Below are 24,476 nucleotides of genomic sequence, written 5' to 3'. Positions count from 1 at the left end.
GCTATCTCCTCCTATTTTTCATATTTTCAAGCATAGCTTCAGAAAATTCTTGTTGACGTAACCTAGAAACAGGTATCATATCTCCATTTTCCATAACTACATTACCATTTTCATAGCTATATACAGCTTGTAAATTAATTATATAACTACGATGACATCTAAAAAAATTTATTGGTAAACTTCTTTCTAGACTATCAATAGTTTCATAATAATCAATAATTTCTTTTTTTAAATGGATATAAATCTTTCTTTTTATAACTTCACAATATAAAATATCTGCCATTTTTAACCTCCAATATGAGTGCCCTTTTTGTATTGTTATATAATTTTTTTCATTACTATCCAGCTTTATAATTATTCTATCCATTGTCTTAGATAGTTTTTCATTAGATAATGGTTTGAGCAAGTAATTTATAGCATCTACTTCAAAAGCATCATATACAAATTCCTTTAAAACTGTCACAAAAATTATAAAACAATCATTATCATATGACCTTAGTTTTTTAGCTGCTTGCATTCCATTAATACCTTCCATCTGTATATCTAAAAAGATAATATCAAATAATTCATGATTATATAATAGAGTCTCAGCTTTATCAAAAAGCTCTATATTATATAATAAATTATTTTTATTCATATATAGCTCTATATTTTCTTTTAAATCATTTAGCATATATGATTCATCATCACAAATAGCAATTGAAATCAATATGTAACACCTTCTTTCTCATATTATTTTATTATATAAAGTTAACTTCTTTCTTTCAATTAATCTGTTCTAGTATGCTTAATATATGTTCCAAAGTGAATAACTTTACGTTTCATAGTATATCTAATTTAAATTTATGTATCAATACTCTAAATTTAATTTTCCATTCTAGTAAATTTAAAAACACACAAATATATTTAATATTTTTAAATTACTTAATAAAAAAAGATATCATAAAATAATTTTTAAAAACTATTTCATGACATCTATTTTAATTTAAGTGTTGTGCTATATTTTTATTATTCAAATACTGTTTGGCCTTCTACATCTTCTTTTAATGAATTTAAGGCTTTTAAAACTATGTTCTTTCTAATTTTTTTACTTTCTTCTTCTCCTAGCTTTGGATTCCCAAGTGGGTATGGTATACCTACTGCTGGAACAATTCTATTTGCTCCTATTGTAAGTGATATTGGTACTACAGTACAAACATGGACAACTGCTATACCTGCTCTTTCAATCTCTTTTACCATCGTTGCTCCACAACGAGTACAAGTGCCTCATGTAGATGTTAAAATTACAGCCTCTACTTTATCTTCTACCAATTTTTTAGAAAATTCTTCTCCAAATCTCTTAGAATTACCCACACTTGTTCCAGTACCTGTAGTGGTTATAAAGTAATTTGCCAACTCTCCAATCACACCATCTTTTTCAAATTCTCTAACCACATCTAATGGCACAACTAAGTTTGGATTTTCAAGTACATATGCTCTATCATAACCTCCATGTATAGTTGTAAAATCTTTATTTGACATAGAATTCATACCTGTTAAATCATAAATACCATACTTAGTAGCACTTGAAGATTCGATTTTATCTGGATTATCAGTTGGAACTATCCCCCCAGAAGTTACTAATGCAAGTTTTATTTTAGATAAGTCTTTGATAGCCTCTACAGGTGTAACTCTATCGAATTCTGGCATTGGATATTCAGTTTCAAATTGTTCTCCATTCATTTTCTTAACCAGCATTTCAATTGCTCTTTCAGAACCTCTAAATTCATGGAAGAAATTTTTTCTTATTCCCCTCATTATATATCCTTCTACTTCGGGAGGTCCTACTTCTTCGCCCTTAACTAATTTAATCCCTAGTCTTGACATTATTGGAACTACCTTTCTAAGACTAGCTGCTGAATTTCCTGTGGCTATTATGTGTAAATCTAGTTTAAACATATCTACACCTGGATTTTCTTTATACATTCCTGTAACTACAGGAATATTTAATTCTTCTTCAACAGCTTTACAAATAGTTCCACAGGCTACTCCATATCTCCCTGCATTAAATGCTGGCCCTGCAATAAATAAATCAGGTTTTTCTTCTTTTATCATTTTTAAAAGTTCTCTAGTAGCATTTTCAATATTTTCTCCAAAATATGTGTCTCCACAAATTACAGTTGAAACTATCTCTGCTTCATCTTTGAATTGACTTTGAAATGCCATTCCAGGTCCTACTACTCCCTTTCTTTTTTCTGGTTGAATATCTGCTTTTTCTTCTCCTCCTATACCAGCAAAGAAATTATTTATATAGTGAACAACTCTGATTTTACTCATATCTTAATCCTCCAAATTACTTTATAGTTATTACATCAATTAAATTAATAATAGTATTAACAATAACCTATACTCAAATATTTATTTAATAATATCTTGCTGTCAAATGATTGTAACCATTTGCTATAGTTGATGCTATTATAATCTGTAATTCTGCATCCATACTTCCATCCTCATTTAAGCATCCTTTATATCCACCAATCATCATTTCAACATAATCCAAAGTTCCTATAACTTTTTTCATAGCAGGAAAATGGACTACTAAGTTTCCCTGACCACAAGAAACAAGTGCATCTGCCTCTTTAGTAGCATCTGCTATAGATTGACTCTTTCCATCTTTTCCAGGAAACTCATCAGTTATTAAAACTACACTTGCTCCAACTTCACTACATTTTCTACAATTCATCATAAGGTCAGTGTCTGGATTTCCGTATCCTTCTTCTGTCACTAATACTCCATCAACCCCTAAAAATTCCACTAACTTTGCAACCATATCAGAACTTCTTTCTTTGTCAACTAAAAATACGTTTTCATTAGTTAAAATTACACCTATAAAATTCAAGTCTTTTCCATGTCTTTTATATAAGTCATGTATAACTGGATTATTTAAATGGTGAAAAGTAGTCACTTTATCACATGGTGCAACACAATTACCAGATATTATGGCTCCATCCATTATTTCACTTGGATACATAAATGTTGGAACTATTTGTTTAGCATCAACTCCATAATAATAAGTATCATGTAAAAGTCCCTGTGATTGCAACATATGAACATATGCTACTGTTGGTAGGTCTGGATATTCTTTCACTTGTTTTAATAGTGGTTTTGTTTCATATACTATTATTTCATCTGGTTCAATTTCCTTGCCTGCTTCTCCTATATAGGCACCTATCTTTAATCCAACTATTCTAGCTGCTTCTTCATAATCATGAGTTTCTATTCCCTCTTTTGCTTTTATAACAATACATACATTATTTGTTTTTGAAAAAGGTGTATATTTAGCAGTAGGACCACTCATATCAATTACACCTTCCTGAAACCCGACTATATTTCCACAAGTTATAACACAAGCTCCTGAAAGGACATGAGTTCTTCCACTTCCTACAGTCTTTACTTTGTTAATAATTCCAGGAAATATTTTGCTTTCATCTCCAATTTTAACCCTAGGTTCTATAACATCTTTAACTGGTGCTATTCTTATTGATTCACCAGGTCTCGCAAGTTCAACATTTACACTTACAATTCTTTCATCTTCTAAAGCTATCTGTTCTATTTCTTTACCATTCACATATAATATGCCATCTTTTACTTCTGTTTTCTCGCCAAATTCAACATTTTTTATAAATATATTCCCTAGCTCTAGCTTCATATGAAAATCCCCCTTAATACATTTAATCGCAATTAAAAATATCTATTATTACGTTTATTTATATATAAAGCATTTTATATGCCAATTATTTAAAATATAGCTTTTTTATGTTAATGCCATAGATATTTTCATTTTTTACTTATATAAACATTGAATTTACCTATAATTATTGTAAGTCTTAAATTTTAAAATTATAATAAAAAAAATAAGTAGAATTTTTCTACTTATCTTTTAATAATTGTGAGAAATTTTTTGCTCAGTATATGAGAAGTTTTTTTCTCACTTAATATTGTACTCTGATATTTTATTAGTTAATTGTCTTCTGCTAATCTCCAATTTTTTTGCTGTATTTGAAATATTATTTCCACATAGAGATAGAACCTTTTCAATATATTCACACTCAAATTCTTTTCTTATTTCTCTTAGAGGTCTAATACTTATTTTATCATCTATGTTTGTATTGTTTGATATTAAGTTTAAATTATCTTTTGATAACTTACTTCCTTCACTTAAAACTACTAATCTATTGATTATATTTTTTAATTCTCTTATATTACCTGGATAATCATAATTTATTAAAAAATCAACTACTTCTTTATCAATTGAGGATATTTTTTTATCATGTTCAATCTGGTATTTATTTAAGAAAAAGTCTATAAGTGTATTTAAATCCTCTCTTCTATTTCTTAAAGGTGGTATAGTTATTGTTATTGTACTTATTCTATAAAAAAAATCTTCTCTTATATTACCATTTAGTATTTCTATTTTAGGTTCTTTATTCATTGCACAAATTAATCTAAAATCAACTTTAATAGACTTGTTGCTTCCTATTCTCTCTATAGATTTATCTTCAAGTGTCCTTAACAATTTTACTTGTACATTTAGAGGTATATCTCCTATTTCATCTAAAAATAAAGTGCCCTTATTTGAAAGTTCAAATCTGCCTTTTCTATTATCTACTGCTCCAGTAAAAGAACCTTTTTCATGTCCAAATAACTCAGATTCTAATAAGTTTTCAGAAAAAGAACAACAGTTTACAGGTACAAATATTTCATCTCTTCTTGGACTTAGACTATGTATATATCTAGCTAAAACATCTTTTCCTACACCAGATTCTCCAAGAATTAGTATATTTACATCTTTACAAGCAGCCTTTTCTGCGATTTTTATTATATTATTAAAATCCTTATTTTTAGATTCTAAAGTAAAGTCCAAATTATTTTTTTGTGTACAAACTACTTCTTTTTCTGTTTTTACTTTCTCAATTTCTTCTAATAAAGTTTCAATAGGATTGCTTTTTATAAAATAAGATAAAGCTCCTCTTTTCATGGCTTCAACTGCATTTTCAATACTTCCATATCCAGTAACTAATATAACTTCTATATTTTTATTAATAGATTTAATTTTATCTAAAAGTTGTACTCCATCCATGTTTTTCATCATAACATCAGACAAAATCAAATCATAATTTTTATTTTTTTTGATAATACTCACAGCTTCTTCTCCACTTAGTGCTATATCTACCACATATCCATTCTTTTGCAAAATTTTTTTCATTATTGTCCCATACTCTAATTCATCATCAACTACTAGTATCTTCATCATATAGTCACCTCTTTATTTAGTGGAATTTTTATATAAAAACAAGTACCAACTCCCAATTGACTTTTGACACTTATATCTCCGTTATTCTTTTTAATCTCATTATATGTAATATACAATCCTAATCCAGTTCCTTCACCAATCGGCTTTGTAGTATAAAAAGGATTAAATATATCCTTTAAAACGTTTTCTTTTATACCATCACCATTGTCTTTAAAATCTATAAATAAACAGCGCTCTTTCACATAGCAATTTATAATAATTTTACCGCCTTTATGTACTGCATCTACTGAATTAGATATTAAATTTATAAATACATGTTTTAAAGACTCTCCATTTATGTAACACACTAAATCCTTATTGCAGTTTATATTTATTTCAACATCTTTTAACTGTAAAACTTTATACTGAAGCTTGACTATATTTTCAATAAAATTTCTTATATTTATATTTTCTAAACTATCATCTGATATTCTTGCAAAATTTAATAAGTTCGTTATTATATTACTTGCTCTATCTACATTACTTTCTATTGATTTTACACAATCATTTACCTCTTCTATAGTGACATTATCTTTTAAAAGATAACAATTATTTCTTATTATTCCTAGAGGGTTTCTTATCTCATGTGCTACTCCAGAAGCTAGTTGCCCTATAGATATCATTTTATTATCTCTCAACAACTTTGCTTCTATTATTTTATCATTAGTTATGTCTTTAATTAAAGCTACTATATATTCAACATTATTTTTTTTATATTCTACAGGGAAAGTACTTATTTTCAAAATTTTATTACTCAATTCTATTTCACTTGTTTCATGTGTATTTTCAGAAAATGTATTCTCAATAATATTTTTTATTATATCAATTAATTCTTCTTTTTTATATTGTGTCTCATTGATAAAATCATAGAATACTTTATTTGATTCAACTATATTGTAATTGTCATCTATAAGCATTATTATGTCTGTGATACTATTAAATGTAGCCTCTAAAGCCTTCTTATTTTCTATTACTTCTTCTGTTTTCCTTTTTATTTCTATTTTTAATAAATATGTATAACTATAAAAAATATAAATAGATATCAAAATTATGCCTATAAAAATATAAATGATTGGTATGACTCCTCTATCATATAATACATCATCAACTTCATTATATATAGAATACCATTTTTTATTTAAATCTTTATATACACCATTTTTCTGAAGTTTAAAAATTCCCTTATTTAAAATACCAACTAATTCTTCATATTGTTTAGGAACAGCGAGAACTGCCTTTTTGGTATAAATAGGAGTATTTAAAATACTATATTTATCTGAAAGTTCATAGTTTATTACATAGTATTGTAGTACTGGTTCATCACCAACAACTACATCTACTTTACCTGACATTAAATAATTGACTCCAGTCTTTATATCTGGAGTCAACACAATATCTATATTATCAACTCTTTGTTTCAAAAAGTTTATAGAATAGTCACCCTCTGGTATTGCTATTGTTTTTCCTTTTAAATCTCTATAACTATTTATATTCTGTGATTTTTTATCTTTCAATATATTTGCGCTTAACGTATAAATTGGGTCAGTAAATACAAACTTATTTGCTCTTTCTTTTGATGGAATTAAGTCAAAAAATCTTATACTATCATCCACTGGATTTACAAAGGATTCTTTCCACCATGTATTTGGTTTAAAATAGAAATCTCTCCCTATTTGGATTGATAGGGAATTAATTAAATCAACAACAATTCCTTTGTATTGACCATCTTCTTGACCTTTATATCTAAGAGGAGGAGAGCTCTGGTCAGAACTATAAACTAAATTTTCATGTTTTTTTAGCCATTGTTTTTCCTCTTCTGTAAATGGAAGTGATTTCTTAACATATTCAAATATATTCAAATTATACTCCATACCTACATACATATTTGCGAGTAAAACTACAACTAAAAATGAATAAATAATCCCTATAATTACTATCTTTTTTTTATTCACCTTAAAACTCCAATCTTTCTTTTTTATATAAATTCAATATTTAATAACAAAATCCTACTTTTTTCATTAAATATTTATATTTATTATAAGATTAATTGTATAGATGTTGAAACTATAGTCATTACTATTCCTATTAGTGCTTCATACGGAATCAATTTAAATCTTTCACCTATATCCATATTTATACTACCTGCACTAGTATGAAATAATGAACCATGTGGTAATTGTTCAAATACACTAGAACCTGCATTAACAATTGATGCACCTGAAATTGGCGATAATCCACCACTTAATATAGCATCAGAAAAAGTTGATGATGCTATAGTAGCTCCAGCTGTTGATGATGCTGTTGCCAGTGACATAAGTATACCTGAAATTGGTGCTAATAAAAATTGTGACATATTTAAATATTGTAGTATACCTATTGTACTCTGTTGTAATTCAGACATTTGTATAATACCTGCAATAGTCCCTGTTCCGAGTAATAATATGCATACACCTTGCATCTTAGATAATCCAAAAGATAAATACTCTCTTGTATTCTTCAAATTTCCTGTAGCTATTAAGGTCGCTACTCCTCCTATAGGAAGTGCAACCATAGGGTCTATTACTATAGGTGATATATTTCCTAAAAACAATAAAAATATAGCTACAATTGGACCACAGAATGACTTAAACAAACTTGGTAAGTCCTCTCTTTGCTCCAAGAGTTCATATGATTCCACCTTGTTTCCTTTATTTATTAATAAACTTGCCAAAACAACTGTAATCACAATACCAACAATTGCTGGAATTACGTTTGCTATCATAACACTAGATAGATTTACAGAAAAATTTCCTGCTACCGCAATGGTATTTGGATTTGGTGATATTATATTACCTGCTTTACCTCCACCTAACATAGCTAAAAGTATTGCTAATTTAGAGTAGTTTAATTTTCTTCCTATGTATAAGCCTATTGGTGCTACAGTTATTACAGATACATCCAAATTTACACCTACTCCTGCAAGTACCATTGTTGAAGCAGCTATAGAAAGTAAGGCTCTCTTTTCTCCTAATATCTTTACGATTTGTTCTGATATTTTATCAACTGCTCCTGTTTTTATTAGACTTCCAGCCAATACACCTGATGCTAAAGCTCTAAGAATTGATGGTGAGATATTCATAGCTCCAGTTGCCATAAAATCTACAGTTTCTGTTATACTCGCTCCTCCAATTATTCCCCCAACAAATGCCCCTAACATTAAACTATATACAGCTTGAAATTTCTTTATAATTAAAATAATTGCTACTAATAAGCCAAATATAGCTCCAAAAGTTGTTATTTGCACACTATTCCCTCCTATCTTAAAGTAAGTTAATTATTTTTTACTTAATTTAATTTTATTTAAATATATTTTAAGTATTCTGTATCCACTTGTCAATTATATTTTAATTTATTCAATTAGATTTAACATTATTTATTCAAAATTATATCTTATATGTTATAATGATTTCATACTATATAATCTTTTTATTTAGGTTATTTTAAAGTAATATTTTTAAAACGAAAAAGAGAGGATATTTATATGAATGATTTAAATTTAGGAGAAAAAATAGCTGAAGTTCGAAAAAAACAAAATCTAAGTATTCGAGATTTAGCAAAACTAGCAGATGTTACACCATCATTATTGAGTCAAATAGAACGAGGTCTTGCTAATCCATCTGTAAACTCATTAAAATCTATAGCCTCTTCTCTAAATGTTCCTCTATTTACATTTTTTGTATCTGAAGTAGATAAAAAAAGTTTAATAGTGAGACGCGATAGTAGAAAGAAAGTTATTTTACCTGGAAGTAATGATGTTGTATATGAAGTTTTAATTCCAGATTCTAGTGGTAACTTAGAATTTGCTATTATGGATTTGGCTCCAAATACATCTTCTTGTGTTGATAGAATTACTCATAATGGAGATGAAATTGCATACATTTTAGAAGGAGAAGTCAAACTATTTATGGATGATGATGAATTTACTCTATTCAAAGGTGATAGTGTTAAGATTCCTCTAGGAACAAAGCACAAATGGCAAAATGATTCTAATAGTGAAAGTAAAGTAGTTTTTGCAGTTATACTATAAAGGGTATACCTTATGAAGAGATATAAATTTATATTTTTTGATGCAGATGATACTTTATTTGATTTTAAAAAGAGTGAATCTTATGCTTTCAAGAAACTTTTATCTAAATTTGGATTGGATTTTAACTTTGAAAAATGTATAAAAATATATAGAAATATAAGTGATAAGCTTTGGCTTGACCTTGAAAAAAACACTATAACTTTAGATGAGCTTAAGCTACTTAGATTTGAACTTTTTGCAAAGGAAATGAAATTAAATGTTGACCCTATAATTCTTAGTAAAATGTACTTAAATCTTTTGTCAGAATGTACTTTTTTAATGCCAGGTACACTTGATGTATTGCCATACCTTAAAAGTAAATATAAAATTATCATAATAACAAACGGAATTTCTAAAGTCCAAAATAATAGGCTTAAAAACTCAGAAATAAAAAAATATATTGATGGAATGATTGTATCAGAAGAAGTAAAAGTATCAAAACCGAATCCAGAAATATTTAAATATGCATTTAAAAAGTTTAAGTGTTATGATAAAACTTCGGCTTTGATGATTGGTGATAGTTTAACTTCAGATATATTAGGAGGAATAAATTCAGGAATAGATACTTGTTGGTTAAACTCCAATAACAGTATAAATTATACTAGTTCTATACCAACTTATGAAATAAACACTCTCATTGAATTAAAAAATTTATTATAATTTATAAGTAGAATCTTATTATTTTGCAATAATTTTTTTAGCTAGCGTATCTTTAAGCTAAAAAAATTATTGCAACTTGCCAATATCAACTTTAATCTTGTAAAAATTTCTAAAAACACTTTCTAATACATTTACTGCATCTTGATTCAGTATTTTCCTTATCACCCATTAATATGAGCATCGCGACACTTTTTATAGGAGCCAATTGATGATAATCATTGATTTTTATTTCCAAATTATTGTATTTATTTTTTATATATTCATAAATGTCTTTTTGATTTTCAACTTTAAAATCTTTATCTCCTGGATATATCTCGTATGATATATTGAGATTACTATAGGTTTCCTTTAAATACATTTTTATTTTTTCATTAATGTAATCTAAACATACTACACCTATTTTGTCTAGTGCTAGACCTGCCATCATATTACAATTTTTCATGTAGTCGTTCATCTTAATATCAATTTTATCTCCTATAGTATATAAAATAGCAAATGCCTTTTTACACTCTTTAGGCATTTTATCAGTATCAATTTCACTTATATAAACTTTAATATTCAATATGCTTTTTATACTTTTTATTTCTTCTTCAACTATTTCATTAATCATTTCTGGAACTTTTCTATTAGAATATCCCAAAAACTTTAGCACTGTAGCTTTATTTATATAAATATTTTCTAAATCTATAAATTCTAAATAAGGCATATTTTTACTGTTATTCCAACTCATTCATATCAATCCTATCTAATTCTTTATAACTAATTCTGCCTGCTTTTATGGCTGCTTGTAAATTTTCTACTGGTGTTGTATTTAAACAGTTACAACCAAAATCGCATAGGAAATTATCATACTTTCTCATCTTTTTTAACAACTTTAGTGTTTCCTTTGTGATTTTATCAGGTGTAGAACGTCCAAGAAGTTTTATTGGGTCTAAATTTCCAATTAAAACTATATCTTTTGGAATTCTTGGTGCAATCTCTTCATAGTCTAGAATTTGGTCTAAACTTACTGCATCTATATTGCAACTCAACATATTATCTAACAACTCTCTTGTGTCTCCACATATATGCATACCTTTCCAACAATCAAGTTCATCATATATCTTATTTAAATTTTTTACTATATATTCATCAAATCTAGCTTTGTTTAAAGTTACTGATGTTGGCTCTGCTATTGAAATATATTTTGCACCTGCTTTATTTGCAGCCACAGCATATCGCCTTACTAACTCAGTAGTGAATTCTAATAACTCCTCCACAAATTTTTTATCAGTTATTATACACCTTAAAAGTTGTGTAGCCCCAGCTAATTGACCTGCAAGAGTAAATGGACCTTGTATTGATTCATACAATGGTTTTTTTATGGTTTTTGATATTAGTGACAAGCTTTCTAGATTGAGTGGCATACGTCCACTTGTATAAGGGTCTGGTACATCTAATTTTCTTAACTTTTCACTATCTGTTATTGTATGTGTCAATACACTTGGAAAATCGTAATCTGGTCTTAGTGTCTCTAAGCCCAGAGTCTCACAAAATGTAATTCCATCACAAAATGAATATATAAAATCTGATTCAAAATATTTGTCCATAGTTCTTGCTAATTCCAATTGTAAATCTACACTATCATATACTTCATATGCTTTTTTATTTATTAAAAATAAACCATTTGTACCCATATCAGGCAGGAAAAATCCTCTATCTTCACTATTTATATATTGCAATAAAGTCATATCTGAAAACATTCTAAATTTCTCCTCCTATAAGTTTGTCTATTAATTTAACTGCTTTTGGAGCATTTGGACTATATCCATCTGCACCTATCTCTTCTGCAAAATCCATACTTACAGGACCTCCACCAATTATTACCTTTGGCCTTTTACTTAAATTAAGTCTATTAAGCTTATTTATTACTGATTTCATGTTTTCCATTGTCGTTGTCATCATTGAAGATAAACCTATTATATCTACATTGTTTTTTATAGCTTCTTCTATTATATCTTCGCTTTTTCTATTTACACCTAAATCAATTACTTTATATCCAGTAGCTTCAACCATTACTTTTACAATATTTTTTCCAATCTCGTGGGTGTCACCTTCTACTACAGACATTAAAATTACTCCCTTTGATTTTTTCTTTATCTTTCCAGTGCCCTTTAAGATGCTAATACCTTTGTTTAATGCATCTGTACATACTATCACTTCTGAAAGATAGTATTCTTTATTCTCAAACTTATCTAAAGCACCTATCATACCCTTGTTTAACCCATATTCATATATATCCTCTACATTAATATTTTCCTCTATAGCGTCTTTTACCAACTCTTCTATATTATTTACACCCATATTTAATATACATTCTGCTATTTTTTCAAGTATGTCCATATAATACTCATCCTTTCAAATTCCTTCATAAAAGTACTTTTCCAACACTCATTGAACTAATCTTCCATACCAAATAACTTTATACTCAAGTTACTTGATGTAGGTAATCTCTTCTTTGATTAGCTAATTGAATCAACTTCTTTAAGCCATCTCTAAGAACATTTCTTTTAAATCTTAGGCAAAAAGTATAATAATTATTGGTAGTTTAAATTTGCAGTCCATGGAAAATCTATAGGAAATACTTTTGTAGTAAATTCATATATTTTTTTTAAATGTTTAAATTCATTGTATTGTTCTTCATTTCTTTCGAAAAATAGCTTGTTAAGTTTATCTAAACTTTCTATCATAAGCTCCTCTTCCTTATATTTGATGATATATTTATTTTCAACTTGTTTAAACTCAATATGCTCTAATAGTTCAGAATCTACATATTGATTAAAATAACCTTTTAAATTATCACATAATTTACTGTAATTTATTATTTTAATTGTTCCTTGTTGATAATCTAAAGACTTTAGTTCATTACATCCTAATTGGTCCTTTAGATTTCTTACATGTACCTTATAGTCTAAATACTCTAAACCAAATTTATTCGTAACATATTTTAATATATTTTCAACATTTATATTATTCACTCCTATTTCAACTACTTCTCCTATAATAGAACCTTCTTTTTTTATTGTTCTTATTATTAAATATCCTATTATGTTACTATTTTCTTTTATAAATACTTTCTTATAATCAATTGGCCCCCAAGCAATAGTAGCTGCATGTAATAATTTTTTAAATTCATCTCTCGTTCTTATAAATCTAGTACTATTTTGATTATATAATTCAATCATTTTATCTAAATCAGCATCTTTTTCAAAATTAGTTTCATCAAATTCAACTATTTCATATGGTATTTCAATATTTTCTGGCTTTATTGTATATTTATAGAAACTCTTCACTACACTACAGTTTCTTCTACTATATAAACTTCTTGTCCCTGAAATAATTAAAACATCTACACCATCAGAAAACATTTTTTCTTCTGCTTTATCTAGTATTTTAGATGAATATCCCTTCTTCTCATAATCTGGATGTGTGCATACTCCACCTATAGCTGCAACCTTTAGTTTATTTCCTTGAATAGATACATCTTGTACCAAATAGTTTACATCTGAAACTACTTTTTCATTTTCTGATATTATAATCATATTTTCTATGTTATCTTTATTCAATAAAAGGGGAAACTCTTCCACCATAGTTGGCTTATAGTTTCTTGATATTCTAAACACATAGTTTATTAATCCTGTTACTTTATCAAACTCTTCTACTTTTGCACTTCTTGGTTTTATTTCCATCTATATACCTCCTGATGTTATTTAAAATATTTCAATGCTATCATTTTTAGTAAAATATTTATTACCACATTTTTAAATTTATCACTACATTTCTAATTATATCTTTTTTCTTCATGATTTTTAATTGTTTTTCAACAAACTTCTATAAAAAATATATATAATTCCCAGTTATACTTATAAAATGACCATTTATGTATAATATATTGAAATATTTCCTATATGTTTATATGATTAAACTCTATAGGTCAATTGAAACAACCATTTTATTGAGAAGGTTATATTTTTTTATTACCTTCTTTTTTTTATAATAAATTACTATTTGATTAATAGAAAATATTCTAAGTTCCTTTTAAATAATGACTTTATTGTTTAATTGTACTAAAATAGTATATGTAGGTTACAAATAATCTAATAAATACTAAACATTGGAGGTAATAGATATGGCAGATTGTAATTCATGTCCATCAAAGGGAAATTGTAATAGTCAATCAAATTGTTCTATTGAAAATAACCCTAACAATAAATTTGGAAAAATAATTGGTGTTATGAGTGGGAAAGGTGGAGTTGGTAAATCGACTGTAACTGCTTTACTTGCTAATAAACTAAATAAAATGGGATATAAAGTTGGTATATTAGACTCTGATATAACAGGACCAAGTATTCCTAGACTTATGGGTCTAAAAAATGTAAAAGCTTATTCTGATGGTTCTTATATTTATCCTGTAGAAAATTCAAATAACATAAAAGTAATGTCTATAAATCTTATGATAGATGACGAAAATGAACCTGTTGTTTGGAGAGGACCTCTAGTTGGAGGAGTTGTAAAACAATTTTATACTGATGTACTTTGGGAAGAACTAGACTATTTACTTATAGACATGCCCCCAGGCACTGGAGATGTTGCATTAACAGTTATGCAATCTATACCTATAAGTGGAATAGTTATGGTTTCAGTTCCTCAAGATTTGGTATCTATGATTGTATCAAAAGCTGTTAATATGGCTAAAAAAATGAACATAAATGTTCTTGGAGTTATTGAAAATATGAGTTATATTCAATGTCCTGATTGTTCTAAAAAAATCAAACTATTTGATGGTGAATCTACTGAAAAGTTTTTAAATGATTTAGATTTAAAACTTCTAGGTGAACTTCCTATGACTAAAGAAATCATAGATATTACTCATAATGGTGTTACAGACATTAGCAATGATTTAGACTCAATATTAACTGATATTGTTGAAACTATAAAATAGATATAAATTAAAATTTTATAGTTTTACACTCTAATACTAAAAGAGGTGTGTATTTATTTTGTAATATTACAAATAAAATACACACCTCTTTTACATCTATCTATGTTTTAAATACACAAAATATTCTTCTATTATATCTCCATTTTTCACTTTTACTAAGTATTCATTATAGTGAGCATTGTATGGCTGTGTCATTTTACACTCTACTACATTTTCTATATCTTCCAATTCTAAGAGTTCTACATCTTTTAAAAATTTTCTTTCTAAAAGCTCCATTAGTCTTTCCATAACCTATTCCCCCACTTCTCCAACATAATTAAAATAAAGCAAGTAAATTATCTATTTATAAAATTTACTTATTTATATTATATCCCATATCTTACAAATCCTAACAGAATTCATAAATTATTGTGAGAAAATATGTATTAACCTTTTAATAAATCTATCTTATAGTGATATATTAAGTATTCTTTCAATTATGTAAAGCACTCCTCTTAATCCAATAAATGGTGTATATGGATATATATTTACACTTTTTAGGTTTGGATTACTTATCTGTATATCTAACTTTGAATTGTGACTCATATCAATACTAGTACCATCTCCAAATAAAACCAATAACTCATTTTCTTTTAAATATTTATTTCTTTCTAACTCATTATTTCCAATATATACAGATTCGTCATTACAATCTGTATTATGCAATATATTAACTCTATCAACTTCAAGACCTAATTCATTCAATAAATCTTTAAATCCTAAAGCAGTGTCATAATCTCCAAATACAGCACATTTTTTGCTTTCCTTATAAAAATAAAACTTCCTTTTTATATTAAATACTTGTCTTTTTATGTTAGATACTTCAGCTTCATAAGCACTTTTATCCAAATCCCACATAGTTACTTTTTGTATGTCTTTAATAAATTCTTCAGTATTTTTTATTCCATAAGGCTTTTTATACACATAAGGTATATTGTACTTATCCTTCATAAAAGTTGCTGCTTTAATACCTTCTTTCCTAAGTACTATATTTAAACTAGATTTAGATGCATTTTCTATTTCATCTATTGATGTGTATGATGTAAAGGTTACATTTACTTCTTTTTTGAAAAAAGTCTTTATCATCCTTTTAATTTCTTCACAATCTGATAAAAAGTTATATTGGTCTATATTACATCCAATTATATTAAAACTATCAATTTTTTCATTGCTCTCTTTTACTACATCCTTTGCTAATATATAAAGAAAATCTTCAACTCCTTGATTATAATCTTCTCTTAATCCACCTGTTGTAATTGGGATTAACTTACAGTTTACAGAATCACTTATGATATTGCAAATTCCTACTATATCCACACCTATAATAGAAGATACAGATGAAGCCATTACAAATATATATTTTGGGTTAATATTATTATCTATTTCAATTATAGCCTTTTCTAATCTATCATAATTTCCAAACGTAACATCACTTTCACTCATATGAGTTGAATAAATCTTTGCTTTGTCTTCTCCATTTAAACTTCCAATTGCTTCTATCGCATAGTGAGTTGTTCCTGATGGGCCAAATTCTATGACACAGGCTTCACTTATTGATGATACTGTAAATATTATTCCCATTCTATCAGAAGGATTTGGAAAATATTTATATACTTCCATATTAAATCACTTCCTTTCTTGTAACTTTCTCCACATCAAACAATTTAATTAAAGTTTCCATTATGCCTATTGGAAGCTCAAACCCTATTTTTTGTGCATGTTCGTCTAACGTTATTTGCATAAGTCCTTTTTCTTTTAATAACATTGGATTTTCATGGCCTATATAAATATCTGCATTTATAGTATCATACAAACTTCTAAGTGGAGCTATATTCGCAATTCTGCTTATATATGGATTGTGTCCTTTTTTTATTATGTTGTCTTTAAATAAACCATCTTGTTCATATAGTTCACGCACTTGTATAAATTCTGGCACTAACCCTAATTCTGTTAAGAAATCCACTGTTTCAAACGCCATCATTGGTGTATTCCCATAAATTAGCTTTTTACCTTCCATTAGAAGTCTACATTTATTCAATAACAAATTGTATTTTTGTCTTTGTTCTAATAATTCATCTTGTACATCTATATCTAAAATGTTACAAAGTTTATTATAGTTTTCCATTATAATTGACTCTTTCATGTTTTTATCAAAATATATGTATTCTATTCCAAATTTATTTTTCATATCTTCAGCTAAATCCAATGCTATCATGTCTGTTACTATATTTAATTTAGCACTAGATGCACTTTTTATATCTCTTATAGTACATTTAGATGGTATTACACAATTTATTTTTACGCCTTCTTTAAAAAGTAACTTTACAAGCTCTGTATCTTCTACATTCTCTTGTCTATGCCCTAAAATATTAACACCTTTTTTATTTGTATGATTCTCCATAACTGATGATAAACTCTTTAAAGCTCTAGTCATTCCAATTATATGAGAATTACAAGTATAATGTTCGGTATTAACTGCTAAAACAGGGATACCTATCAGTTCTTCCAATTCCTCAGATAAAGCATTATAATCCTCACCTATTAACTCTGGTACACATGTAGTTACTATCATTATTGCATCAAACTTTTCAACTTCTGAAATATACTTTACAGCTTCTATTACTTTTTTTTCTGCACCAAAAACTATATCTTTATCTTTTAGAACTACTGAATAAACACTATCTTGACCAGACTGTCTATGATATGCAAAGTTTTTACTATAATAAGTACATTCATTTGTTCCTACTATCACAAGAGCCATGTTTTTTATATATGATGCAGTTAATACAACTCCAAACAATGGACAATGAGTCCCTGGAAACACAGCATATGATAAAGATTTTATATCTTTATCATATGCTATATCTTTTAATCTATTTAATACATTTAAAGTATACATATTTTTTCCTTTCCAATCCTATTACTTATACAACTTTATAAATTTAAAGTTACACTTATATTACTTTTTATATTTTTAAACTGTGGTCATTTCAAATGTTAAAACTTTATATACTACTAGTTCTTCTACATAACATTATTGGATGAATCCTAGGCTTTTTGCTAATTGGATCTATATCTATATCACATTTTACCTTATAAACATCTTTTATTATTTCTTCACTTATTACGTTATTAGGATGGCCATCCGCTACTATAGCACCATTATTCATAATAATAAGTCTGTCACTGTATTTGCTCGCTTGATTTATATCATGTAGAACCATAATTATAGTCATTCCAAATTTTTTATTTATATCTTTTACAAGTTCCATTAGTTCTAATTGATGAGATATATCTAAATATGTTGTAGGTTCATCTAATAAAAGTATATCTGGCTTTTGACAAAGTGCCATCGCTAACCATACTCTTTGTCTTTCTCCTCCAGATAAATTACTTACCAATTTATCTTTATATGCTTCAAGACCTGTATTTCTCATTGCCCAATTTACTATCTCTTCATCATTTTTATTTTTACTTTCAAAAAAACCTTTATGTGGTATTCTTCCATAATATATTAAATCTTTTACTTTTATATCCTTTAAGGAGGCATTATGTTGAGCTAATAATGCCACTTTCCTCGAAATTTCTTTATTACTCATGACTTTCATATTTTTCTTACCAATATATATGTCACCCTGTTTAATTTTCAAAATTCTAGATAAGGATTTAAGTAGCGTAGATTTTCCTGAACCATTTGGACCTAATATAGAAACTACTTCTTTTTCCTTAATGCTCACACTCAGATTGTCTATGATAATCTTATCTTCATAACCTATTTTGACATTTTTTACATTGAACATTAATAACCGCCTCTCTTTCTTAATAAATATAAGAAGAATGGACCCCCTATTATAGACATAATAACGCCTACTGGAATCTCTATAGAGCCTCCTATTGTTCTTGCTAATGTATCTGCAATTAATAATACTATACTCCCTAGTACTATACTAAATGGTATCGTATATTTATGGTCACTACCAAGCAACATACGAGTTATATGTGGTACTATAAGACCCACAAAGCTGATGACACCAACTATGGAGGTAGAAACACCTGCTAAAAATATAGCTACTAATGAGATTAGAAACCTACTTTTATTTACATTGAAGCCAAGATTTGTAGCTGCGTCATCTCCTAGTTGCAGTACATTTGTACTTCTGATAAGTAAAATTGCTCCTATCAATCCTATAACAGAATACCATATTAGCATATTTACATCTAACCAAGTCTTTGTGGCTAAACTTCCGTTTAACCACAACATTGCACTTTGAATTCTTTCACTATACATAGTTGATAAATACGATATAACACCACCTAATATAGTGTTTACAGCGACTCCAGCTAGTATAATTCGCTCTGGTCTAAGCCCATTTTTATACGCCATCAAATATACTACTCCACAAGATATGAGTCCTCCTATAAAAGCAACTATTGGTAACATACTTGTATATTGTGGAAATAAAAGCAATATTATAATAGCAGCTACACTTGCTCCTGTAGATATACCTGTTATACCAGGGTCTGCTAATGGATTTTTCATAACAGCTTGTAACAATAATCCTGAAACTGCTAGATTTGCACCAACTAACGCTGCTAAAATATTTCTAGGCAACCTCATTTTATAAACTATTGTAGTAACCATTGTATTATTTTCATTTATCAATGCATCAAATATTTCCCCAATACTTAAATTTACACTCCCTACAGTAGAAAAAACAATTAATAAAATAATTACAGTTATCAACCCTGTAAATATCAATAAGACTTTTTTATTATCCATATTATTCACCTAAAATCTATTTATCTCCATATAAGATATCTCCCAGTTTATTTATTGAATCTTTGACATGTATATTTGCTGATACATTAAATATACTTGAGTCTAAATCTATAACTTTTCCATTTTTCACTGCATTCAATGTAGCCCATGCAGGATTTTTATCAAAAGAATCATCAAATGCTTTTTTAGTCTCTTCTATATTCCCATGTGCAAATCTAAGTATGTAATCTGGATTTTCTTTTATAATTTGTTCTAAGCTAAATTGTATATAATCTGAATCCACACTATCTGTTAAGTTATCAGCTATATTTTCAGCACCTACTGTTTTAACCAAATCACCAAGATATGAGCTCTTTGTAGCTAGCATAAAACTATTTCCACCACCAAATAAAATAGCTACTCTTGGTTTTTTATCCTGTTTTTTTGATTTTTCTACGACCAATTCTTCTACTCCTTTTAGCTCTTTTATAAGTTTTTCTGCTTCATCTTGTTTATTTATTTTATTACCTAAATTTTCTATACTTTTAAGAAACTTTGTGTATGTTCCAGTTTCAAAATAGAATGTATCTAGGTTATATTCTTTCATACTCTTCTCAACATTTTCTTTAAACATACTATCAACTATAAATACATCTGGCTCAAGAGATGCTACAATTTCTAAGTCAGGATTCATAGCTTGTCCTACTTCTGGTAGATTTTTATATTTTTCTGGCAATTCAGATTTAGTCGTTGGAATACCTACTAAAGTAGCATCTAATTTATCTAGTACTTGTGTTGCTGCTACTGTGGCTGAAACAACTTTTACGTTGTTATTTGACTCCTTATTTGCAGACTCATCATTTGATGGTTTTGAGCATCCTGTTAATATTAATGCACTAAGTAAAAATACTGAACATATCTTTTTAAATTTCATAAAAATTTCCTCCATAATAAACTTTATTTTAAATCTGTATTTTCTATTTTAATCTTATATTTATCTAGTTACTTTGCATAATCTTATTTGCAAGTTCTATATATACTTGTGACATTTCATCATCTTTATCTTCTTCTATAACGGTTCTTCCATTATTCTCAGACTGTTGCATGATTTTATTTCTTGGGATATAGTGAAAAACTTTACTTTTTATTTCATCAGCCAATTTTTCAACTAATTCTATTTCATTCTCAACATTTTTAGCGTTTAATATGAGTCCTTTTAAAGAAGCATATCCTCTATTTTTAAATTGCTCTACAGCTAAAGATATATTACTAGCAGCATACATTGACATCATTTCTCCAGAAGTTACTATATACACTTCATTTGCAAATCCATTTCTTATTGGCATTGAAAATCCTCCACAAACAACGTCTCCAAGTACATCGTAAATTACTACATCTGGATTATATATTTCAAATGCCTTTAATTCTTCTAATTTTTCAAAGGCCGCTATTATGCCTCTTCCAGCGCAACCTACTCCTGGAGTTGGGCCTCCTGCTTCAATACATAATACTCCACCATATCCTTCAAATACTATGTCTTCAAGTTTTAAATCATCTTTCTTCTCTTTCATTACATTGAGAACTGTTGGTATAAATTTTCCTTTCATTAAATTTTTAGTAGAATCTGATTTAGGGTCACATCCTATTTGCATAACCTTATATCCTAAATGAGAAAGTGATGCAGATAAATTGGAAGTTGTTGTTGATTTTCCAATTCCTCCCTTCCCATAAATAGCTATTTTTTTCATTGACTTTTTACCTCTCTTACATCATAATATTATTTAACGAAATTAATTATCATTCGCAATAACTATTTTACGCGATATGTTTTTTAAATTCTTAACTATATTTGTTTTTTTATAAAAATATTTGTATAAATTTAGATGAGGTGATTTTTTGAAATGTTTTAAAGATGATATAGAACTTATCATTAATGATTTTTTTGACTGTTGTAATATCCCAACAAAAGTGATTAATAAGGATTTAAAAGAACTTTGTAGTGTTGGCTACAGTGATAAACTAGAAATATACTTTTCAAGTTTAAACATATTCAATAATATAAAAAGCACAGATTTTATATCTAATAAAAACTTATCCTATATAATGTTAAGTTTTTGCAATGACATACAATTTTTAATTATGCCAATACATAAATTTGATATTTCTAGTGGCTATTTTGTTATAGGGCCTTTTAAATCATGCATTAATAATGATATTGAGTTTTCTGATATACCATTTAAGCCTCTATCATGTGTAGATTATATATCAAATCTTTTATCAGAAATATGTAATGATAAAATGAAACACAAACCAGCTCTTAGTTTTTATGTAAAAAAAACTATCGATTATATTCATAAAAACTACTCAGAGGATATAACAGTAAGTGATATATGTAATGATTTACAACTTAATAAAAGTTATTTTTGCTCCCTATTTAAAAAAGAAAGTGGATATACATTTACTAACTTTCTCAATAAGGTTCGAGTTGAAAAAAGTAAAAAATATTTGCTTCGAGAAGACATGTCTATTTTAGATGTTGCTGTATTTGTTGGGTTCAATAGCCAAAATTATTATAGTATGGTTTTTAAAAAGTTCAACAACCTTACACCAATTGAATATAAAAATATTTATAATTAAAAAATATCATTCTGCAAAGGATGATATTTTTTAATTATAAATATTTTGACGAAAACAGTTAATTCTTTGTTAAGTTGACTTTATCCAAAATATGCTAAATATCACCTTAAGTATTTAAATTACTATATGATATAAGTTTTCTCAAATTAACAACAACTTAAAGATTTAACATTCTCTTAACCTATACTTAACAAAACGTTAATATTTAAATTGACAAAATTTGTTATTCTATATTATGGAAACGATAAATTTTAGTTAATAAAGTTTATAATTCATATAAAAAATTTATTAATTTCTTAAGGGAGGAAATATCGTGAATATAGCAGTTAGTCTTATCGGTGGACTTGGACTTTTTCTTTATGGAATGAGTTTAATGGGAGAAGGTTTACAAAAATCGGCAGGAGACAAATTAAAGAAAATCATCGAACTCTTAACAAGTAATGTTGTTATGGGTGTATTGGTGGGTACAGTTGTTACAGGTATCATACAAAGTTCAAGTGCTACTACTGTAATGGTTGTAGGGTTTGTAAATGCAGGAATAATGAATCTAAGTCAAGCCATTGGTGTAATAATGGGTGCAAATATAGGTACTACTGTTACTGCCCAATTAGTTTCATTTAATCTTGAAGGAATAGCCCCAATTGCATTAGGTATAGGTATAGTATTTTATTTATTTACATCAAATCAAAAAACAAAACACTTAGCTGAAATACTTATTGGTTTTGGTATATTATTTACAGGTATGGAATTTATGAAAGATGCAGTAGCTCCACTTGCTGAGTATAAGGGATTTACTGATACACTCTTATATTTTAGTAAAAATCCTATTCTTGGTATATTAGCAGGATTTGCAATCACTGGTATCATACAAAGTTCAAGTGCTTCTATGGGTATGCTAATAGCTTTAGCTTCTCAAGGAATACTTCCTCTATCAGCTGCTTTACCTATACTTTATGGAGATAATATTGGTACTTGTGTTACTTCACTTTTATCAAGTGTTGGTGCAAATAGAAATGCTAGACGTGCAGCTGTAATGCATTTAAGCTTTAATGTAATTGGTACAATAATATTTATGCTTGTCTTAAATAAACCTATATCAGCAATAGTTACTCATTTTGACCCAACTGACACAGCTAGACAAATAGCAAATGCACATACTTTATTTAATCTTACAAATGTTATAATATTATTGCCATTTTCTAAATACATAGTTAAATTAGCAAATAAACTTATACCTATTAAGGAAACTGAGTCAGAAATTGTAAACAATACTAAGTACTTAGATGAAAGAATGTTTAGTACTCCATCTATAGCACTTGGTAATACTGTACAAGAAGTTGTTAGAATGGGCCATAAAGCTACAAACTCTTTAGAACATTCAATTGCAGGTTTTTTAAATAAAAGTAGTGAGGATATTAAGAAAACTTTTGAGTCTGAAAAAGTTGTTAATAAATTGCAAAAAGATATATTAAATTACTTGTTAAAACTTTCTAAAGAACCACTCAGAGATGATGAACGATTTAGAACAGATTTACTTTTCAATACAGTAAATGATATCGAAAGAGTATCTGACCATGCTGAAAATATAGCTGAGTTGGCTATGACTGTTAAAGAAATGAATGTTAACTTTTCTGATAGTGCAATAAAAGAAATCTATGAAATATACAATAAAACTATGACTAACTTTAAGGATGCTTTAGTAGTTTTAGATGTAAAAGATTTTGAATTAGCAAACAAAGTTTTAGAAGTTGAAAATGAAGTAAATTACTTAGAAAAAACTTTTAGAAATTCTCATATGATTAGATTAAATAATGGTAGTTGTACAATTGATGCTGGTGTACTTTACCTTGACTTACTTACTAACTTAGAAAGAATTTCTGACCATTCAACAAATATAGTAAAACAAGTTTTAAAACTTAAACAGAAAATATAATGACTACAATTTGTATTTAATTTTAATTAA

At 27.6% G+C, this 24,476-nt stretch carries 22 protein-coding genes; 5 read left to right on the top strand and 17 right to left on the bottom strand.

From position 1 onward, the window contains the following. Position 1 precedes the first annotated feature (1 nt). From IR151_RS04080 to IR151_RS04055, 6 genes are all read right to left on the bottom strand, one after another. Complete coding sequence (locus IR151_RS04080) at positions 2–709, bottom strand: LytR/AlgR family response regulator transcription factor (protein WP_227433243.1); 708 nt, start codon at positions 707–709, stop codon at positions 2–4. Positions 710–1,008: 299 nt separating this feature from the next. Then, positions 1,009–2,316: a sarcosine reductase complex component B subunit beta gene (gene grdF / locus IR151_RS04075; protein WP_227433242.1), complete on the bottom strand. Its 1,308-nt coding sequence runs from the start codon at positions 2,314–2,316 to the stop codon at positions 1,009–1,011. 85 nt (positions 2,317–2,401) lie between these two features. Next, on the bottom strand, positions 2,402–3,688 hold the full coding sequence (gene grdG / locus IR151_RS04070) for a sarcosine reductase complex component B subunit alpha (RefSeq protein WP_227433241.1): 1,287 nt from the start codon (positions 3,686–3,688) through the stop codon (positions 2,402–2,404). Between the two features lie 279 nt (positions 3,689–3,967). Continuing rightward, a complete protein-coding gene (locus IR151_RS04065) occupies positions 3,968–5,293 on the bottom strand; it encodes a sigma-54-dependent transcriptional regulator (RefSeq protein WP_227433240.1) in 1,326 nt (441 codons plus the stop codon). Further along, complete coding sequence (locus tag IR151_RS04060; RefSeq protein WP_227433239.1) at positions 5,290–7,284, bottom strand: ATP-binding protein; 1,995 nt, start codon at positions 7,282–7,284, stop codon at positions 5,290–5,292. Before IR151_RS04060 ends, IR151_RS04065 begins: the two co-directional genes overlap by 4 nt. Before the next feature lie 83 nt (positions 7,285–7,367). After that, on the bottom strand, positions 7,368–8,615 hold the full coding sequence (locus tag IR151_RS04055) for a GntP family permease (RefSeq protein WP_227433238.1): 1,248 nt from the start codon (positions 8,613–8,615) through the stop codon (positions 7,368–7,370). 237 nt (positions 8,616–8,852) lie between these two features. Here IR151_RS04055 and IR151_RS04050 point away from each other — a divergent pair, with 237 nt between their 5' ends. Together IR151_RS04050 and IR151_RS04045 are read left to right on the top strand one after the other, a co-directional pair. Further along, positions 8,853–9,398, top strand: coding sequence for a helix-turn-helix domain-containing protein (locus IR151_RS04050; RefSeq protein ID WP_227433237.1), 546 nt, complete (start codon positions 8,853–8,855; stop codon positions 9,396–9,398). A gap of 12 nt (positions 9,399–9,410) precedes the next feature. Next, complete coding sequence (locus IR151_RS04045; protein WP_227433236.1) at positions 9,411–10,097, top strand: YjjG family noncanonical pyrimidine nucleotidase; 687 nt, start codon at positions 9,411–9,413, stop codon at positions 10,095–10,097. Positions 10,098–10,206: 109 nt separating this feature from the next. Here the strand turns inward: IR151_RS04045 and IR151_RS04040 are convergent, their stop codons facing one another. The 4 genes from IR151_RS04040 to IR151_RS04025 all read right to left on the bottom strand — a co-directional run bounded on the left by IR151_RS04040 (position 10,207) and on the right by IR151_RS04025 (position 13,825). After that, positions 10,207–10,827 (bottom strand): hypothetical protein, encoded by a 621-nt coding sequence (locus IR151_RS04040; RefSeq protein WP_227433235.1) that lies wholly within the window; start codon positions 10,825–10,827, stop codon positions 10,207–10,209. Beyond that, positions 10,814–11,839, bottom strand: coding sequence for a uroporphyrinogen decarboxylase family protein (locus IR151_RS04035; protein ID WP_227433234.1), 1,026 nt, complete (start codon positions 11,837–11,839; stop codon positions 10,814–10,816). The genes IR151_RS04040 and IR151_RS04035 overlap by 14 nt, the downstream gene beginning before the upstream one ends. A gap of 1 nt (position 11,840) precedes the next feature. After that, positions 11,841–12,479, bottom strand: a complete 639-nt coding sequence (locus tag IR151_RS04030) for a B12-binding domain-containing protein (protein WP_227433233.1) — start codon at positions 12,477–12,479, stop codon at positions 11,841–11,843. 194 nt (positions 12,480–12,673) lie between these two features. Continuing rightward, positions 12,674–13,825 carry a GNAT family N-acetyltransferase gene (locus tag IR151_RS04025; protein WP_227433232.1) on the bottom strand — a complete coding sequence of 384 codons (1,152 nt, stop codon included), beginning with the start codon at positions 13,823–13,825 and terminating at the stop codon, positions 12,674–12,676. Positions 13,826–14,265: 440 nt separating this feature from the next. Here IR151_RS04025 and IR151_RS04020 point away from each other — a divergent pair, with 440 nt between their 5' ends. Further along, positions 14,266–15,078, top strand: coding sequence for an Mrp/NBP35 family ATP-binding protein (locus tag IR151_RS04020; RefSeq protein WP_227433231.1), 813 nt, complete (start codon positions 14,266–14,268; stop codon positions 15,076–15,078). A gap of 96 nt (positions 15,079–15,174) precedes the next feature. On the opposite strand, the gene IR151_RS04015 is transcribed toward IR151_RS04020, so the two are convergent. From IR151_RS04015 to IR151_RS03985, 7 genes are all read right to left on the bottom strand, one after another. Continuing rightward, positions 15,175–15,366 (bottom strand): hypothetical protein, encoded by a 192-nt coding sequence (locus IR151_RS04015; protein WP_227433230.1) that lies wholly within the window; start codon positions 15,364–15,366, stop codon positions 15,175–15,177. A 159-nt stretch (positions 15,367–15,525) separates the two neighbouring features. Next, entirely contained in the window at positions 15,526–16,737 is a 1,212-nt protein-coding gene (locus tag IR151_RS04010; protein ID WP_227433229.1) for a nitrogenase component 1, read from the bottom strand. A 1-nt stretch (position 16,738) separates the two neighbouring features. Beyond that, entirely contained in the window at positions 16,739–18,016 is a 1,278-nt protein-coding gene (locus tag IR151_RS04005) for a nitrogenase component 1 (RefSeq protein WP_227433228.1), read from the bottom strand. Positions 18,017–18,122: 106 nt separating this feature from the next. After that, the gene (locus tag IR151_RS04000; RefSeq protein ID WP_227433227.1) at positions 18,123–18,917 is read right to left on the bottom strand and encodes an ABC transporter ATP-binding protein; all 795 of its coding nucleotides are present in this window, start codon (positions 18,915–18,917) and stop codon (positions 18,123–18,125) included. Further along, on the bottom strand, positions 18,917–19,897 hold the full coding sequence (locus IR151_RS03995) for a FecCD family ABC transporter permease (RefSeq protein ID WP_227433226.1): 981 nt from the start codon (positions 19,895–19,897) through the stop codon (positions 18,917–18,919). The genes IR151_RS04000 and IR151_RS03995 overlap by 1 nt, the downstream gene beginning before the upstream one ends. A gap of 16 nt (positions 19,898–19,913) precedes the next feature. After that, positions 19,914–20,810, bottom strand: a complete 897-nt coding sequence (locus IR151_RS03990; RefSeq protein WP_227433225.1) for an ABC transporter substrate-binding protein — start codon at positions 20,808–20,810, stop codon at positions 19,914–19,916. A gap of 64 nt (positions 20,811–20,874) precedes the next feature. Continuing rightward, positions 20,875–21,624 carry an AAA family ATPase gene (locus IR151_RS03985; protein ID WP_227433224.1) on the bottom strand — a complete coding sequence of 250 codons (750 nt, stop codon included), beginning with the start codon at positions 21,622–21,624 and terminating at the stop codon, positions 20,875–20,877. Between the two features lie 148 nt (positions 21,625–21,772). On the opposite strand from IR151_RS03985, the gene IR151_RS03980 reads away from it, so the two are divergent. Continuing rightward, the gene (locus IR151_RS03980) at positions 21,773–22,513 is read left to right on the top strand and encodes a helix-turn-helix transcriptional regulator (RefSeq protein WP_227433223.1); all 741 of its coding nucleotides are present in this window, start codon (positions 21,773–21,775) and stop codon (positions 22,511–22,513) included. A gap of 313 nt (positions 22,514–22,826) precedes the next feature. After that, entirely contained in the window at positions 22,827–24,446 is a 1,620-nt protein-coding gene (locus IR151_RS03975) for a Na/Pi cotransporter family protein (RefSeq protein ID WP_227433222.1), read from the top strand. The last annotated feature ends 30 nt before the right edge of the window (positions 24,447–24,476 follow it).

Source organism: Clostridioides sp. ES-S-0006-03, assembly GCF_020662275.1.
Taxonomy (GTDB): domain Bacteria; phylum Bacillota; class Clostridia; order Peptostreptococcales; family Peptostreptococcaceae; genus Clostridioides.
This window is presented reverse-complemented; position numbering and strand designations above follow the sequence as displayed.